The organism is Deinococcus gobiensis I-0 (assembly GCF_000252445.1).
Taxonomy (GTDB): Bacteria; Deinococcota; Deinococci; order Deinococcales; family Deinococcaceae; genus Deinococcus; species Deinococcus gobiensis.
On sequence record NC_017790.1, the window covers coordinates 538,574 to 553,392 of the forward strand.

The 14,819-nt window shown below is 71.6% G+C and carries 16 protein-coding genes; 7 read left to right on the plus strand and 9 right to left on the minus strand.

Going from position 1 to position 14,819, the window contains the following annotated elements; genetic code table 11:
• Positions 1-6 precede the first annotated feature (6 nt).
• Entirely contained in the window at positions 7-3,114 is a 3,108-nt protein-coding gene (locus tag DGO_RS02605) for an alpha-amylase family glycosyl hydrolase (RefSeq protein WP_014683929.1), read from the minus strand.
• A 117-nt stretch (positions 3,115-3,231) separates the two neighbouring features.
• On the opposite strand from DGO_RS02605, the gene DGO_RS02610 reads away from it, so the two are divergent.
• The 4 genes from DGO_RS02610 to DGO_RS02625 all read left to right on the plus strand — a co-directional run bounded on the left by DGO_RS02610 (position 3,232) and on the right by DGO_RS02625 (position 4,909).
• Complete coding sequence (locus tag DGO_RS02610; RefSeq protein WP_043800759.1) at positions 3,232-3,516, plus strand: DUF427 domain-containing protein; 285 nt, start codon at positions 3,232-3,234, stop codon at positions 3,514-3,516.
• A 223-nt stretch (positions 3,517-3,739) separates the two neighbouring features.
• Positions 3,740-4,051 (plus strand): 4a-hydroxytetrahydrobiopterin dehydratase, encoded by a 312-nt coding sequence (locus DGO_RS02615; protein WP_050920654.1) that lies wholly within the window; start codon positions 3,740-3,742, stop codon positions 4,049-4,051.
• The gene (locus tag DGO_RS02620; protein WP_050920655.1) at positions 4,048-4,515 is read left to right on the plus strand and encodes an acyl-CoA thioesterase; all 468 of its coding nucleotides are present in this window, start codon (positions 4,048-4,050) and stop codon (positions 4,513-4,515) included. Before DGO_RS02615 ends, DGO_RS02620 begins: the two co-directional genes overlap by 4 nt.
• A gap of 70 nt (positions 4,516-4,585) precedes the next feature.
• The gene (locus DGO_RS02625; protein WP_014683933.1) at positions 4,586-4,909 is read left to right on the plus strand and encodes a hypothetical protein; all 324 of its coding nucleotides are present in this window, start codon (positions 4,586-4,588) and stop codon (positions 4,907-4,909) included.
• Positions 4,910-4,956: 47 nt separating this feature from the next.
• Here the strand turns inward: DGO_RS02625 and mnhG are convergent, their stop codons facing one another.
• The 8 genes from mnhG to DGO_RS02665 all read right to left on the minus strand — a co-directional run bounded on the left by mnhG (position 4,957) and on the right by DGO_RS02665 (position 12,144).
• Positions 4,957-5,349, minus strand: a complete 393-nt coding sequence (mnhG, locus tag DGO_RS02630; protein ID WP_014683934.1) for a monovalent cation/H(+) antiporter subunit G — start codon at positions 5,347-5,349, stop codon at positions 4,957-4,959.
• Positions 5,346-5,606 (minus strand): MrpF/PhaF family protein, encoded by a 261-nt coding sequence (locus DGO_RS02635; RefSeq protein ID WP_014683935.1) that lies wholly within the window; start codon positions 5,604-5,606, stop codon positions 5,346-5,348. Before DGO_RS02635 ends, mnhG begins: the two co-directional genes overlap by 4 nt.
• Entirely contained in the window at positions 5,603-6,115 is a 513-nt protein-coding gene (locus DGO_RS02640) for a Na+/H+ antiporter subunit E (RefSeq protein ID WP_014683936.1), read from the minus strand. Before DGO_RS02640 ends, DGO_RS02635 begins: the two co-directional genes overlap by 4 nt.
• Before the next feature lie 10 nt (positions 6,116-6,125).
• Entirely contained in the window at positions 6,126-7,718 is a 1,593-nt protein-coding gene (locus DGO_RS02645) for a proton-conducting transporter transmembrane domain-containing protein (RefSeq protein WP_014683937.1), read from the minus strand.
• On the minus strand, positions 7,715-8,224 hold the full coding sequence (locus DGO_RS02650; RefSeq protein ID WP_014683938.1) for a sodium:proton antiporter: 510 nt from the start codon (positions 8,222-8,224) through the stop codon (positions 7,715-7,717). The genes DGO_RS02645 and DGO_RS02650 overlap by 4 nt, the downstream gene beginning before the upstream one ends.
• Positions 8,224-8,721 carry an MnhB domain-containing protein gene (locus tag DGO_RS02655; RefSeq protein WP_014683939.1) on the minus strand — a complete coding sequence of 166 codons (498 nt, stop codon included), beginning with the start codon at positions 8,719-8,721 and terminating at the stop codon, positions 8,224-8,226. The genes DGO_RS02650 and DGO_RS02655 overlap by 1 nt, the downstream gene beginning before the upstream one ends.
• On the minus strand, positions 8,718-11,084 hold the full coding sequence (gene mbhE / locus DGO_RS02660) for a hydrogen gas-evolving membrane-bound hydrogenase subunit E (protein ID WP_014683940.1): 2,367 nt from the start codon (positions 11,082-11,084) through the stop codon (positions 8,718-8,720). Before mbhE ends, DGO_RS02655 begins: the two co-directional genes overlap by 4 nt.
• Before the next feature lie 307 nt (positions 11,085-11,391).
• Positions 11,392-12,144, minus strand: a complete 753-nt coding sequence (locus tag DGO_RS02665) for a hypothetical protein (RefSeq protein ID WP_014683942.1) — start codon at positions 12,142-12,144, stop codon at positions 11,392-11,394.
• Positions 12,145-12,433: 289 nt separating this feature from the next.
• Here DGO_RS02665 and DGO_RS02670 point away from each other — a divergent pair, with 289 nt between their 5' ends.
• From DGO_RS02670 to uvsE, 3 genes are all read left to right on the plus strand, one after another.
• Positions 12,434-13,522: a 3-deoxy-7-phosphoheptulonate synthase gene (locus DGO_RS02670; protein ID WP_043800762.1), complete on the plus strand. Its 1,089-nt coding sequence runs from the start codon at positions 12,434-12,436 to the stop codon at positions 13,520-13,522.
• A 75-nt stretch (positions 13,523-13,597) separates the two neighbouring features.
• On the plus strand, positions 13,598-13,774 hold the full coding sequence (locus tag DGO_RS21555) for a DUF2256 domain-containing protein (protein ID WP_043800765.1): 177 nt from the start codon (positions 13,598-13,600) through the stop codon (positions 13,772-13,774).
• A 62-nt stretch (positions 13,775-13,836) separates the two neighbouring features.
• A complete protein-coding gene (uvsE, locus tag DGO_RS02680; protein ID WP_050920858.1) occupies positions 13,837-14,706 on the plus strand; it encodes a UV DNA damage repair endonuclease UvsE in 870 nt (289 codons plus the stop codon).
• The last annotated feature ends 113 nt before the right edge of the window (positions 14,707-14,819 follow it).

A 14,819-nucleotide genomic window follows, 5' to 3' on the forward strand; every position in this document is an offset into this window, starting at 1 on the left:
GCACTCTTACTTCACGTTGATCGGCGCCGTGAAGGTCGCGCGGCGCTTGTCGGCCTCGCTGCCGATGGTGTTGGCGCCCGCCGGGGTGCTGCCCGCGTCGGGGATGATGTCCCCGGCCCCGTAGCCGTCGCCCCCGAAGATGCCGCCCACGACGTTGACCCCGGCCGCCGGAGCGCCGCTCAGGCCCAGCGCGCTCCAGGGGATCGCCAGCTCGACCGTCTGGCTGGGCAGCGTGCCGGAGGTGCCGACCGTGTAGCTGCCGGCCGCGACCTCGGGCACGTCGGTGTCGCTCTGCACCCGGCGCAGCTGCGGCGCCTCGTTGCCGTAGCGGGCGACGAAGGCGTCCACACCGCCCATGTTCCCGCCGAAGGTGGCCGCGCGTTTCCAGGCCGCGAAGTTGTCGGCCTGCGCGGCGCCGCCCGTGCCGGTGTCGAGGTACAGCAGGGCGCTGTTGCCGTCCACCCGGTAGGTGTAGGCGAGGTACAGGTACCCCGCGTCGCTGTCGGCCCGCAGGCTCAGCCAGTTGTTGTTGTCGCCGAACACGCCCGCCGCCGCGCTCTGCACCGTCACCTTGGGGGCGGTCCAGTCGCTCAGGTCGCCGTCGATGCGGTACTTGCCGACCACCGGCCCGCTCGGCGTCCCGGCCTTGGCGAGGTCGAAATCCGCGCCGGTCTGCGGCGAGGTGGCGCTGCGGGTGCCGGTCGCGTAGCCGTCGGCCGCCGCGCTCAGGGCCTGCGTCCCGGCGGGCACGAAGAGGGTGTAGCTGCCGTCCGGGAAGGTCAGGGCGTAGTTCAGGTTGGGCTTGGCTCCGGTGGCCGTCACGACGGCGCCGGTCAGGGGCTGCCCCGCCCCGGTCACGCGACCCTCGATCACGGTGGTGGGCACCGGCTCGCTGATGAAGTCGTAGGTGCCGCTGTAGGCGTTGCCGCCCGTCCCCACCACGTAGCTGCGGTCGCTCTGGCCGTCGCCCTCGTAGCCGCTGTTCTTGGCGCCCGCGCCCGCATTGCCGAACTTGAACTTCACCTCGCGGAACAGGGGCAGTTCGGCGTCGGTCTTCCAGATGCCCCGCGCGCCCTGGGTCATGGGCAAGGCGACCTGGCTGCCGGTGTCGAAGCGCCGCAGCTCGATGGGGCCGTTGCCCTGCGAGCGGGCGTCCACCGTGAAGGTCACCTTGACCGTGTTCTTGCTGCTGGCGGTGGCGCTGGCGCTGACACCCCGGCTCTCGGCGCCGCTGGCGTCCACCGTGACCACCCGGAAGCTCGTGGACACGTCGTTGGCGACCCCGCGCGCGAGGTAGCGGGTCTGGCTGGCCGGAATCGGCGCGAAGTTCAGCAGCCGCTCGCTGCCGCCCGCCGGGGTCGCGTAGATGCGGTAGCCGCCGACAGGAGCCGCATTCGGGGTGGCCGCGGGCAGAACCCAGCTCAGTTCGACGGCGCTGTCGCCCGCGCGGGTGCTCAGGTTCGCCACTTCCGGCAGGCCCGGGTTGACCGTGCCGCCCGTGCCGCCGCCCGCCGCGCCGGTCACGGCCAGCACGCCCCGCGCGGGGACGGTGCCCACCAGCTTGCCGTTCACGACCTTCAGGTCACTCGTGCGCCCGGTCACCTCGGTCAGGGGGCCGCCCGCGAAGGTGCCCAGCAGCGGCAGGCCGCCGTCGCCCAGCGTGGAGAGGTCCAGCGCCGTGTCGCCGCCGTTCACCACGAACACGACCGGCTGCCCGGCCGCGCCGCTCACGCCGCTCACCACCCGGCGGTAGGCCAGCACGGGCGCGCCGCCGTTGGGCCGCCACAGCTCCTGCTGCGCGCCGCGCGTCAGGGCGCGGTAGGTCGTGCGCGCCTGCGCCAGGGCGGCGAGGCGGCCCGTCAGGGGGCTGGCGTCCACCCGCGAGAAGTCCATGTCCTCGCGGTTGCCCTCGCCGGTCGGGAAGTTGTAGGGGTCGCCCTCACCCTTCTGGGCGATCTCGCTGCCCTGGTACACGCTGGGCGTGCCGCGCGAGAGGTACATCACCGACAGCGCGGCGTCCAGGCGCTCGGCGGCCTGCGCGGCGCTGCCCCCGCGCGAGGTCACCTCGTTCACGAAACGCCGCACGTCGTGGTTGTCCACGAAGGTGGTCAGGCGCGAGGCGTCGCGGTAGGCCCCGTCCTGCGCGAACACGTCGGCCACGCGGTCCAGGCCGCCGCCCGCGCTGCTCAGGCCGTCGCGCAGCCCGGCGTACAGCGCGAAGTCGAAGACGCTCGGCGCGCCCAGCTGGTCCATGAAGCGGGCCAGATACGCGGGGTTGGTGTCGAAGACTTCGCCCACCGACCACAGCTTGGCCGGGTCGCCCGCGCCGCCCGCCGCGAAGAACTGCTTCCAGTAGGCGTCGGGCACGTGCTTCATGGTGTCGATGCGCAGGGCGTCGATCCCGGTCGTCGTGCGCCAGTACGTCACGAAGTCGTTGAGGTACTTCGTGACCTCGGGCAGGTCCTGTTTGAAGTCGGGCAGGCCGGCGAGGGGGCAGTCGGTCGTGGTGTTCGCGCCCGTCGCCGCGCACTCGGCGTCGGTGTGGAACCACTGCGGGTTGGTCTTGGTCAGGGTCGCGCCGTAGCCCGCGTGGTTCACGACCACGTCCTGGATGATCTTCAGGCCGTTCCTGTGGGCGGTGTCCACGAGCGCCTTGTACTCGTCCAGGGTGCCCAGGTGGGGGTCCACCTTGAAAAAGTCCTCGGCCCAGTAGCCGTGGTAGCCCGCGAAGGCCTTGCCCGCGTTCGGCCCACTCGTCGGCCCGGCGACGGCCGGCACCTGAAGCACGACCGGCGTGATCCACAGCGCCGTGAAGCCCATCTTCTTGAAGTAACCCTGCTCGATCTTGGCCTTCAGGCCTGCGAAGTCGCCGCCGTGCCAGGCCAGCGGGTTGGTCCTGTCGGCGCGGTCGCCCGCGTCCCGGTTCGCGCCGTTGTCGTTGGCCGAATCCCCGTTGGCGAAGCGGTCGGTCATGGCGAAATAGATGACCTGATCGCGCCAGTCGCTCGAGGACGCGCCGGGCTGCGGGGCCGGGTTCAGCAGCCCGCAGGCCGAAAGAGACAGCGTGAGGGCCGCCAGGGCGCCGGTGCGCCCCACCTTGTGGAAACGTTTCATATGTTGTCCCTATTTAGGGGGCCGCGCCCGAGTCCTGTCAAATGCCCGGCTTCCCCGGGGCGCGCCGCTCAAGGGACGGTGATGGCCCGCGCCCCCCACCCCGGCCTACCCTGGGGCATGAGAGCGATCTGGAACGGGCAGACCCTCGCCAAGTCGAGCAACACGGTCATCGTGGAGGGCAATCACTATTTTCCCCTCGAAGACGTCGAGCAGCAGTTTCTCAGGCCCAGCGACACCCACACCGTCTGTCCCTGGAAGGGCACGGCAAGCTATTACACCGTCGAAGTGGAGGGCCTGACCAATCCCGACGCCGCGTGGTACTACCCCGAGCCCAAGGAGGCCGCCGAAAACATCCGGGGCCGCGTGGCTTTCTGGAAGGGCGTGGTGGTCTCGGAAAACTGAGGAAGTGGGGGCCGGTGGGAGCGCCCTGGGGCGTGGGACGGGAAGCCGTGTCCTCCGCCTGTAGCCGGTTCAGGGCCGGTCATAACCGGTCGCCCTGAAGCCTGAGGGGGAACAGGCCCCGGTGCCGGTCGGCCTGAGCCGTGTCAGGACCACTGCCACGCCCTCCGTGCCCTCTGCGCTGCCGCGCTTCAGCCCGGGGCTGCCGCTGCTCTAGCATGGCCCCATGACCTACGACCCGCGCATGGCCTACGACCCCGAGCGCAAGCTCAGCGACGGCGACGTGGCCGAACTCAAGCCCGAGGGCTGGTGGGGCGACGGCGGCAAGCTGTTCCGCGTCTTTCCTTTCGAGAATTTTGCCGAGAGCGTCGCCTTCGCCGTGCGGGTGGCCGCGCAGGCCGAGGAACGCGGGCACCACCCCGACATCCACATCAAGTACCACTCGGTGAAGGTCAACTTCTTCACCTACGAGGCGGGCGGCGTGACCGAACTGGACCTCGCGGCGGCCCGGGCTGTGAACGGCCTGCTGGAACCGTGAAGCTCGCCATTCCCGATGCGGACGTGCTGTGGGAGGGGTTGCCCGAATTGCGCCGCCACGCCCTGACCCTCACCGTGGAGGCCGGCGATCTCGACGACCTGCACCACGTCAACAACACGGTGTATCTGGCATGGTGCGAGGAGGTGGCGCGCGAACACGCCCTGCGCGTGGGTCTGGGCACCCCCGACCTCGTGGCGCTGGGGGCGGTGCCGGTGGCGCGCGAGCACGTCATCCGTTACCACAAGCCCGCGCTGCTGGGCGACCGGGTGCGGGTCCGCACGGCGCTGACCGTCAGCGCGGGGCTGCGCAGCGTGCGCGCCTACACCCTCGACCGCGTGAACCCCGGCGACCCGGAAGGCGGCGTGCGCCTCGCCGAGTGCCAGACCGAGTGGGTGTGGGTGGACCCGGCCAGCGGCCGCCCGCGCCGCACGCCCGCCGAGGTGCTGCGGCGCTTCGGGTTCTAGGCGCCGGCCCCCCGGGGGCCAGTAGGCCCGCCCCCACTGCCCCCGGCCGCCTGCCCCTACACTGCCCCCCATGACCCAGTCCACCCCGCCCGCCGGCAAGACCATCGCCCCCGACGACCGCGCCCGACTCGACCAGGTGTTCATGCAGGTCGTTCTCGACGTGCAGGCGCAGGTGCAGCAGACCCGCCCCGCGCAGGCCGGCAACCTCGCGGCCATGTTCCACAAGGAGACGGTCACCGAGGCGCTCCAGGGCTGCGCCATGCTGATCGCCGGCTGGAACCAGAACGTCGTGGACGAGGCGGGCGTATCGCGCGCCGCCAAGGCCCTGCGCGCCCTGGACCTGGGCGAGCTCGCGGGCCGGGTCGAGAAGCTCCGGCAGATCGACGAGGCCTGAAACCACAGGAGCAGGGGGCAGGGAGGCTGCGCTCCCCCTGCTCCTGCCTACTGGCCCTCGGCCTGCATGGCGCGCACGGCGTCGCGGTCGGCCTGGGCGACCTCCTCGGCCCTGCCCAGCGCGCCCCATTCGTCGATGCCGCCGGGCAGCACCGGGGCCAGCCCGCGCAGGTAGGCCGCCTGGGCGATGAGGTACGCCGAGAGCGGCGTGGTCAGGAACTGGAACAGCAGCACGGCGATGAGCCGCGTGAAGGCCGCCGGGTCCTGAAACGAGAAGGCCACCCCCAGGAAGATGCCGGCCGAGCCGAGCGTCACCAGCTTGGAACTCGCGTGCAGCCGCGAGTACAGGTCCGGGAAGCGCACTACCCCGATGGCCGCCGTGAGCACGAAAAAGGCCCCCAGCAGGATGGGAATGTCGCGGGCGGGCGAGAAGTCGTTCATTTCATCACCCGGCCCACGAGCAGGTAGCGCGTGAGGGCCACGGTGCTCAGGAAGCCCAGCAGGCTCAGGACCAGGGCGGCGTCGAGCACCACGATCAGGCGGGTGCGCACGGCGATCAGCGCGAACAGGATCACCAGATTCACGCTCAGGAAGTCGAAGGCCATGATGCGGTCGCCCCAGCTGGGGCCGCGCAGCACGCGGTAGGTCACGAGCAGGACGGACAGGGCCACGATGCCCAGCGCCAGATTGACGATCACGGAGTCACCTCTTTGGGACCGGCCGCAGGCCCGGTGGGGGCCGGCAGGAAGTTCAGGAGCTGCGCCTCGACCCGCCAGATGCTCTCGCGGGCCTCGCGCGGATTGCGCGTGCCCACGATGTGCAGGTACAGCTCGTCGCGGGCCGGACTGAAGCCCAGCACCACGCTGCCGGGCATCAGGGTGATGACGGCCGTCAGCAGTGTCTGGGCCGAGTCGCTGCGCAGTCGCACGGGTACCGCGACCACCATCGGATTCAGGGGCGGGTGCGACTGGAGGGCGAACAGGGCCACCTGCACGTTGGCGACCGTCAGCTCGCGCAGGAAAAACCCCAGGAAACGCAGCAGGCCCAGGCTGCGCGACACGTAGCTGCGGGTGCCCAGGGCGTCGGGGAACACGAGCTGGAGCGCGAAGCCCAGCAGGAAGCCGATCGCCAGCTCGCGGGTGCTGACCTCGCCCGAGAACAGCGCCCAGACGACGGCGAGCATGATGTTCAGTGCCAGACCTCTCATGTCGGCCTCCTCACGGCGACTCTCCGGGTTCCTGTTTCTTCTGGATTTCGCTGCCGGTAGGTGCGGCCGGAATCACGACCGGATCGTCGCCCAGCACGCCCCGGATGTACCGGGCGTTGTCGCGCAGCTCACGGGCCGTCGCCTCGGCGTGCGAGAACAGCGGTCCGGCGAACAGGGCCAGCCCGGCCACGAGCGCCGACGCGGCGTAGGCGGGCAGGCGCTGGGGCCAGGGGGCCGGGGCCGGGCGGGGCCGGGCGGGGGGGGCGTCCGGCGCGGGCGCCGCGCTCTTGCCCCAGAAGAAGCCGCGCCAGACCCCGAGCATGGCGAACAGCGTCACGAGGCTGCTGGCGAGCGCGGAAACCACCGCGAGGATCGCCAGCCCCGAGCCCTGGAGCAGCCCCGCGCGGATCAGGGCGTATTTGGCGACGAAGCCGCCCGTGGGGGGCAGCCCGGCGGCCGTCAGCGCGCACAGCAGGAAACAGGCGGCCAGCAGCGGGCGTTTTTCGATGAAGCCGCGCCGCTCGGGGCGCACGAGGCGCGAGCCGCTCTCGCGTTCGGCCACCGCCGCGATCAGGAACAGGGCCAGCGTGACGAGCATGCTCACGGCGAGGTAGGCGAGGCTGGCGCGCAGCGCGTCGGGCGTGCCCAGTCCCAGCCCGAAGGCGAGGTAGCCCACGCTGCTCATGACCGTGAAACTCAGGATGCGCCGCCACTCGCGCTGGCTGACCGCCCCCAGCGCCCCGAAGAACATGGTCAGGGCGCCCAGCCCCAGCAGCAGCCCCTGGGGCAGCGCCGGGTCCTGCTGAAAGACGGTCGTGAAGATGCGGATCAGGGCGTAGACCCCCACCTTGGTGAGCACGGCGGCGAACAGTGCCCCGGTCGCGGGCGGCAGCGCCGGGTAGGTGCCCGGCAGCCAGAAGCCCAGCGGAAACAGCGCGCCCTTGGCCGCGAACACCAGCAGCAGCAGCACGCCGACCGCCGTCACGGTGCCCTGCGCGCCCAGCTCGGCCGAACGCTGCGCGAGGTGGGCGTAGTTCAGGGTGCCCAGCACGCCGTAGGCCAGCCCGCAGGCGATGACCAGCAGCGCCGAGGCGGTCAGGTTCATCACGATGTAACGCAGGCCCTCGCGCAGCTGCTCGCGGGTAGAGCCCAGCACCGCCAGCGCGTAGCTGGCCACCAGCATGATCTCGAAGGCCACGAACAGGTTGAACAGGTCGCCGGTCAGGAACGAGAGCTGCACGCCGGTCAGCAGGAACAGGGTCAGGGCGAAGCTGTGGTGGCGCTCGCGCACGCGGTCCTCGTGGACGGTCATCATCCACAGCGCGAACACGCCGCACAGGGCCGACAGGGCGCTCATGTACGAGGACAGGCGGTCGGCGGTCATCACGATGCCGAAGGGCGCGCGCCAGCCGCCCAGCTCGCTCACCAGCACCTCGCCCCCGGCCGTGCCGCGCACGAGCAGCAGCGCGAAGACCAGGGTCAGCAGGCCGCCGAGCAGCGCCAGGGCGGTCCGGGGGCCCCGGCGCAGTGGCAGCAGGGTCAGCAGGCCCAGGCCCAGGGGGGTCAGGATGGGGGCCAGCGGCAGGGCACTTTGCAGGATCATGGCTGCCTCCGGGCAGGGTCGTCGGCCGTGGGCTCGGGAATGGGGTCCAGGTCGCCGGGCAGGTGCGGCGGCGCGTGGTGCTCCGGGCGGTGGGCCGGGTCGCCTTCCCAGTCGGGCAGGTCGGGGCTCTGGTGCTCGGGGTCGGCCTGCACCTCGTCGCCGGCGTCGGTCTCACGCGCGAGGCTGTCCCCGAAGGCCTCCACGTCGTCGTGCCCGGCCACCTGGTAGGCCCGCAGCGCCACCGTGAGCAGCAGCGCGGTCGTGGCGAAGCCGATGACGATGGCGGTCAGGATCAGCGCCTGGGGCAGCGGGTCCACGTAGGGGCCCGGCAGGGTCAGCAGCGGGGGCGATTTCTGGTCCAGGCCCGCGACCGTCAGGATGGCGAGGTTCACGCCGTAGCCGATGAAGGCCAGCCCCAGCACCACCCGCACGACCGTGCGCGAGAGCAGCAAAAACACGCCCGCCGAGATCAGGACGCCGATGAGGAGGGCGAACAGCGAGGCCATTATTCGTCCTCCTGCACGCGGCCGGTGGGGCGGATCTCGGCGAGGTTCTCCGCGATGCTCAGGCCGCTGCCCACGACGGTCAGGTACACCCCGATGTCGAAGATCAGGGCGGTGGCCCACTCGAACTCGCCGGTCAGCGGCGTCGTGACGTAGCCGTAGGCGGTCTTGAGAAAGGGCTGGCCCAGCAGGTAGGGCACCAGTCCGGTCAGGACCGAAAGGGCCACCCCGAAAGGAATCAGGGTGAGGGGCGGCGCGCGCAGGGCGCTGCGTCCGGTGGCGACGCGGTGCAGCAGCAGGGCCGCGACCGTCATCAGCCCGGCGATGAAGCCGCCCCCCGGCGCGTTGTGCCCGCGCCACAGCAGCAGCAGCGCGAAGAGCATCACCAGTGCGAAGGCCGCGCGGCTCACGGTGCGCAGGATGGGGTCGCCGCTCAGGGGCGGCGGGGCGGGGGTGGCGTGCCCGGCGGTAGGCGCGGGCTTCTTGCGTTTGGGACTCATTTCTGCCTCCGGCTCTGGTGGCGGGAGGGCACGGGCCTGAGGTCGGGGGCCTCGTCCGGCGCGGTGCGGGTCTTGCCCACCCGGCCCAGCGTGACGAGGCTGGAGATCGCCAGCGCGACCATCGCCACGACCAGCCCCTCGCCCATGGTGTCGAAGCCCCGGAAGTCCACCAGGATGACGTTCACGGCGTTCTTGCCTCCGCCGCCCGAGTAGCTGTTCACGAGGTAGTAGGGCGAGATGGGCGGCGCCAGAAAACGCAGGCTGCTCAGGACCAGCAGGGTGGTGCCCAGGCCCGCCGCCCCCGCCAGCACGGCGTCGAGCACGAGGCGGCCCCGCGTGCGCGGCAGGTCGCGGACCCCCGGCAGGTAGCGGAAGGCCAGCAGGAACAGGATGACCGTGACCGCCTCGATGAGCAGCTGCGTCAGCGCGAGGTCGGGCGCGCGCAGGGCCAGGAAGGCCGCCGCGCTGCCGAAGCCGGTCAGGCCGGTCACGATGACGGCGGTCAGGCGGTTGCGCGAGAGCAGCACGCCCACCGCCCCCGCCACGAGCAGCACGCCGATGGGCACGAGTTCCAGCGGCACGCGCCCGATGGGCTGGAACACCTGGGGCGAGCGCCACACCGCGTAGCCGCCCATGATCCCGGCGCTGAGCAGCATGATGCGCAGCTGGTCGGGCAGCCCCAGCCCCTGCGTGCGCCTGACGACGGCGCTCGCGAGGCGGCCCAGCCCCTGCGTGAGGGTGTAGTAGACCGTGTTGGCGTTCCACAGCGGCGTGAGGCGGCCCTGCAACGTGGCGAAGGCCGGGGCCTGCCACACGACCGCCGCCCCCAGCGCCCAGGTGAGCAGCGTGGCGAGCAGCGCCGGGGTCACGCCGTGCCACAGGGAGAGGTGGCCGCCGTACTCCCCGAACTCCAGCGCGCCCTGCGCCGTGCGGGTCAGCCACTCGGCGCTGCCGGGCCACAGGCCGAACAGCAGGGCGGCCCCGGCCAGCAGCGCGGGCGGCAGCAGCAGCCCCGGCCCCGCCTCGTGGATGTGGTCCTTGACCCTGTGCTGGCGCAGGTCCTCGGCGGCCTCGGGCAGCGGGGTGCGCCGCGCGAAGAAGATGCCCAGCAGCCGCGCGCAGTACGCGAAGGTCAGGACGCTGCCGGCCACCGCCACGGCGAGGTAGGGCCAGCCGCGGTGCAGCATCCCCTCGTAGAACAGCTCCTTGGAGATGAACCCGCCCAGCGGCGGCAGCCCGGCCATGCTCAGGGTGGCGACCAGGGCGACCACGAAGGTCAGGGGCAGCTTGGCCCGCAGTCGCTCGAGAAACGGGATCTCGCGGGTGCCGGTCTCGTGGTCGATGATGCCCACCACGAAAAACAGCGCCGCCTTGAAGGCCGCGTGGTTGAGCAGGTGCGCGGTGGCGGCGAAGCGGCCCTCGGCGTCGGCCAGGCCGTACAGGCTGACCAGCAGCCCGAGCTGCGAGACCGTCGAGTAGGCCAGCAGCGCCTTGAGGTCGGTCTGGCGCAGCGCCAGCCACGAGCCCCAGGCCAGCGTGGTGAGGCCCAGCGGGACCAGCAGCCCGCTCCACAGCGCCGCCCCCCCGAAGATCAGCCCGAATTTGGCGACCAGCAGCACGCCCGCCTTGACCATCGTGGCCGAGTGCAGGAAGGCCGAGACCGGCGTGGGGGCTTCCATCGCGGTGGGCAGCCACAGGTGGAAGGGCAGCTGCGCGCTCTTGGTCGCCGCTGCCAGGACCGTGAGCAGCAGCGCCGGGACGAACAGGGGCGAGGCGCGCACCGCCGCGAGGTCCAGGCCCGAGAGGCTGGCCGTGCCGCCCGCGATGACCAGCATGGCGACCGCCGTGAGCAGCGCGAGGCCCCCCAGGGCGCTGACCAGAAAGGCCTTGACGGCCCCGTCGCGCGCCGCGCCGCGCGTGTGCCACAGCCCGATCAGAAGGAAACTGGTGACGCTCGTCATCTCCCAGAAGCCAAACAGGGCGATGAGGTTGTCGCTCAGGACCAGCCCCAGCATCGAACCGCCGAAGAGGAGCAGGTACGGAAAGAAGCGCCCGAACTTCTCGGTGGCCGACAGGTACGCCACCGAGTACAGCGAGGCGAGCAGGCCGATCACCCCGATCAGGACGGCGAAGAGCAGCGAGAAACCGTCGCCCCGGAAGGCGAGGCTCAGGTCGAGTTCCGCGACCCAGCGGGTCGTCTCGGTGACGGGCGCCGCGCCGGGCATACCCGCCAGGGGCAGCGCGAGGGCGAGCGCCGGCAAAAAGGCCGCCGCAGCGAGATACCCGGTGCGGCGGCCCAGTTTCTGGCCGGCCCAGGCGCAGACCAGGGCCATGACGAACGGAAAGAAGACGGCGAGCGTCACGGGCCGCCACGCGCGGGGGGACAGAGCGTCAGGTTCATGTGGCCTCCGGAAGGTCGGGACCGGCCCGCGTGGGCCGGGAACGGGCACGCCGGACCGGCGGGGGTCCGGGGGCCTGGGCGGGGAGAGGGGACAGGAATGTGCCGGACAGCGGAAAACCCGTGTCTGACTGCCTTTTCAGTGTACCGAAAGGGGCCGGAAGTTCAGGAAAAACTCAAGGTGACGTGAAGAAAGGGGCGCGCCGGTTCAGAGCACACAGGGCAGGCCCCCACCCGGACGGCGGTGGGGGCAGCGGGCGCGCGCGGAGGGATCAGCGGCGCTTGCCCAGCAGGAACCACGCAGCGGCGGCGGCCGCGAAGCCCACTCCGGCGTAGGTCCAGAGGTTCGGCCCCTGGCGCGCGGGCGCGGGCTGGGTGTAGCTCAGGCCGCTGAGTTCGCCGCCGGTCTGGGACGTGTTGATGTTGTTCACGACCACGTCCGGGCCGTCGAGCGCGTTCGCCACGCTGCCCACCGCCGTGAAGATCAGCGCGTACTTGAGGATATCGTAGCCGATGTTGCGCTGGCGGTAGTAGCTCTGGGGGTAGGGGTAGTAGCGCCCCGGCGAGAGCTGGTACTGGTAGCCCGCGCTGGGCGTGGCGCTGTAGGTCAGGGCGCTGCGGGGTACGCCGGCCGGCAGCGGCGCGGATTTCCAGCCGCTGAGCTGCGTGGGCGTGACCTGCGCGGCGGCCGCGCGGTTGGCGGCGCTGCCCCGCACGCTGCTGTTGCTGGGCAGAGCCGCGCCCCGCTGCGCGGAACTGCTGCTGCGCGGCGTGGCCGAACCGGAGGACGTGGAGGAGCGCGGCGCCGTGTAGCTGCTGCCGGACGAGGAGTTGCGCGGCGGCGTGTACGGCGGTGTGGGGGTACGGTACGACGGCGCGGGGGCGCGGTAGGTGGGCGAGGACCTGTACGAACTGCCCGAGCTGCGGCTGCCGCCGAAGCCCCCACCGCTGCTGCGCCGGGCGGCGTCGGCCAGCCCGCTGCCCAGCGCCAGCGCGGTCAGAAGCAGGGTGAGGGAACGTTTCATCTGTCTACAGTACGCGGCCAGAGCGGCAAAAGTTCCGGTCCGGCGGGGCACGCCCGCACGGCGCGGCCGCCCCACGCGCCCGGCCCCCTCTAGACCGCGCGCGTGCCTGCGGTCCGGCCCGGCCTACACTCCGTCCATGCCCTTCAGCGCCGCGTTTTTTTATTGGTTCCGCATTCGCCGGGCCTAGCGTCACGCTGTTTCCCCCACCGCCCGGTGAAGCCCGAACAGAGGCCCGCCGGGCGGTTTCTTCTTTCCCCCGTTTTCCCGCCGTATCCCAGGAGACCCCGCCATGACCCACCCCGACCCCACCGTCCAGCCCGGCCGCACCGAGAACCTCAACGTCTCGGGGTTCACGCCGCTCATCACGCCGCGCGCCCTCAAGGAGCGCCATCCGCTGACGCCCGCTGCCGAGCGCACGGTGCTCGCGGGCCGCCGCGCCGCCCAGGACATCCTGCACGGCAAAGGCGACCGGCTGCTGGTGGTCGTGGGGCCGTGCAGCGTCCACGACTACGCCGGGGCGGTCGAGTACGCCCACAGGCTCGCGGCGCTGCGCGAACAGGTGAAAGACCGCCTCGAAGTGCAGATGCGCGTGTACGTGGACAAGCCCCGCACGACGGTCGGCTGGCGCGGCTACCTGCTCGACCCCGACATGAACGGCGCGAACGACATCAACAAGGGCCTGGAGCTGACCCGCAAACTGATGATCGAGGTGGCCGAACTCGGCCTGCCGGTCGCTACCGAACTGCTCGATCCCTTCGCGCCGCAGTACCTCTTCGACGCCGTGGCCTGGGCCTGCCTGGGGGCGCGGACCACCGAGTCGCAGACCCACCGCGTCATGGCGAGCGCCGTCTCGGCCCCGATGGGCTTCAAGAACGGCACCGGGGGCGGCATCAAGCTGGCGGTGGACGCGATTGTCGCCGCCGCCAGCCCGCACGCCTTTTTCACCATCGACGACGGCGGACAGGCCTGCATCGTGCACACGCAGGGCAACCCCGACGGGCACGTCATCCTGCGCGGGGGGCGGGGCGGCCCCAACTCGGCGCCGCAGTTCGTCAAGGAGGCGGCCGACCTCATGAAGGCGGCGGGATTGAGCCCGGCCGTGATGGTGGACTGTTCGCACGCCAACTCGGGCAGCGACTGCGCCCGCCAGAACCTCGTGTGGCGCGACGTGCTCGGCCAGCGCCTCGCCGGGCAGGCGGCCATCAAGGGCCTGATGCTGGAGAGCAACCTCCAGGCCGGCAAGCAGGCCATTCCCGCCGACCTGGGTACCCTGAAGCCCGGCGTGAGCGTCACCGACGCCTGCATCGGCTGGGCCGAGACCGAGACGCTCCTTCAGGAAGCCCACGCGGCGCTGTCGCGCGAGGCCGTGGCGGGCTGAAGCAGGAGCTTCACTCAGGAACAGTCAAGCCGCGCCTACGTTCCGGCCGTGTCCGGCACGCCAGACTGCGCAGATATGGCGAGGCGCGAGCAATCTTTCGGCGGGGGCCGCAAGCCCTCCGAGCGGCCACAGAAGGTCTGCCCGGTGTGCGGCCTGCCCTTTTCCTGGCGCAAGAAGTGGGAGCGCGACTGGGACAACGTCAAATACTGCTCCGACCGCTGCCGCGCGGCGGCCAAGCGGAGCGGCCAGTGAGCCCGGACGATGCCGTGACCACGCCCGGCGCTGCCCCCGGCCCCGCCTATGGCCTCGTGTGCATGACGCAGGGGCCGGAGGTGCGCTTCCGCACCGTGACCCTCAGCCGCTACCAACTGCTGTCGCCCGCCGAGCGCGAGGCCAAATTGCTGGACCTTTACGCCGACAACATCGTGCGGCTGCGCGGGGCGGCCGACTTCTGTGCGGCGCGCGGCATCCGGCTCTACCGCATGAGCTCCAGCCTCTTTCCGATGCTCGACCTGCTGGGGGACGACACGGGCGAGGCGGTCCTGACTTCGCTGGCGGGCGAGCTGACGCGCGCCGGCCACGCCTTCGAGGACGCCGGAATCCGCGTGCTCATGCATCCCGAGCAGTTCATCGTGCTGAACAGCGACCGCCCCGAGGTCCGCGTGAGCAGCGTGCGGGCACTGACCTCGCACGCCCGCGTGATGGACGGCCTGGGCCTGTCGCGCACGCCCTGGAACCTGCTGCTGCTGCACGGCGGCAAGGGGGGCCGGGCGGCCGAGTTACGGGCCGTGATTCCCGACCTGCCCGACGCCGCCCGCCTGCGCCTGGGCCTGGAAAACGACGAGCGGGCGTACGGCCCGCAGGACCTGCTGCCCGTGTGCGAGGCGACCGGCGTGCCGATGGTGTTCGACGCCCACCACCATGTCGTGCGCGAGAAGCTGCCGGACCAGGAGGACCCCAGCGTGCGCGAGTGGACCCTGAAGGCCCGCGCCACTTGGACGCCGCCCGAGTGGCAGGTCGTGCACCTGAGCAGCGGCATAGAGGGGCCGCAGGACCGCCGCCACAGCCACCTCATCACCGCGCTGCCCAGCGCCTACCGCGACGTGCCCTGGATCGAGGTCGAGGCCAAGGGCAAGGAAGAGGCGGTCGCGGCGCTGATGGGTGCCCCAACTCCGGAGGCGTGACGGCAGCGGCCTCGGAAATTGCGGGGGCTTGCTACGTCGTCCAAGACCTGGGTGGGGAGAAATCGTGAGAATAGCGGGGGAGAAGAGCTGAAAGGAGTGCAGGTGATCCCTCA

Excerpts from the sequence above, each read along its gene's own strand:
- DGO_RS02645 (WP_014683937.1), bottom strand. The coding sequence starts at position 7,718 with ATGATCCTGCAAAGTGCCCTGCCGCTGGCCCCCATCCTGACCCCCCTG.
- DGO_RS02655 (WP_014683939.1), bottom strand. The coding sequence starts at position 8,721 with ATGAGTCCCAAACGCAAGAAGCCCGCGCCTACCGCCGGGCACGCCACC.
- DGO_RS02640 (WP_014683936.1), bottom strand. The coding sequence starts at position 6,115 with ATGAGAGGTCTGGCACTGAACATCATGCTCGCCGTCGTCTGGGCGCTG.
- DGO_RS02650 (WP_014683938.1), bottom strand. The coding sequence starts at position 8,224 with ATGGCCTCGCTGTTCGCCCTCCTCATCGGCGTCCTGATCTCGGCGGGC.
- DGO_RS02610 (WP_043800759.1), top strand. The coding sequence starts at position 3,232 with ATGAGAGCGATCTGGAACGGGCAGACCCTCGCCAAGTCGAGCAACACG.
- uvsE (WP_050920858.1), top strand. The coding sequence starts at position 13,837 with ATGACGCAGGGGCCGGAGGTGCGCTTCCGCACCGTGACCCTCAGCCGC.
- DGO_RS02625 (WP_014683933.1), top strand. The coding sequence starts at position 4,586 with ATGACCCAGTCCACCCCGCCCGCCGGCAAGACCATCGCCCCCGACGAC.
- DGO_RS02615 (WP_050920654.1), top strand. The coding sequence starts at position 3,740 with ATGACCTACGACCCGCGCATGGCCTACGACCCCGAGCGCAAGCTCAGC.
- DGO_RS21555 (WP_043800765.1), top strand. The coding sequence starts at position 13,598 with ATGGCGAGGCGCGAGCAATCTTTCGGCGGGGGCCGCAAGCCCTCCGAG.
- DGO_RS02605 (WP_014683929.1), bottom strand. The coding sequence starts at position 3,114 with ATGAAACGTTTCCACAAGGTGGGGCGCACCGGCGCCCTGGCGGCCCTC.
- mnhG (WP_014683934.1), bottom strand. The coding sequence starts at position 5,349 with ATGAACGACTTCTCGCCCGCCCGCGACATTCCCATCCTGCTGGGGGCC.
- DGO_RS02670 (WP_043800762.1), top strand. The coding sequence starts at position 12,434 with ATGACCCACCCCGACCCCACCGTCCAGCCCGGCCGCACCGAGAACCTC.
- DGO_RS02665 (WP_014683942.1), bottom strand. The coding sequence starts at position 12,144 with ATGAAACGTTCCCTCACCCTGCTTCTGACCGCGCTGGCGCTGGGCAGC.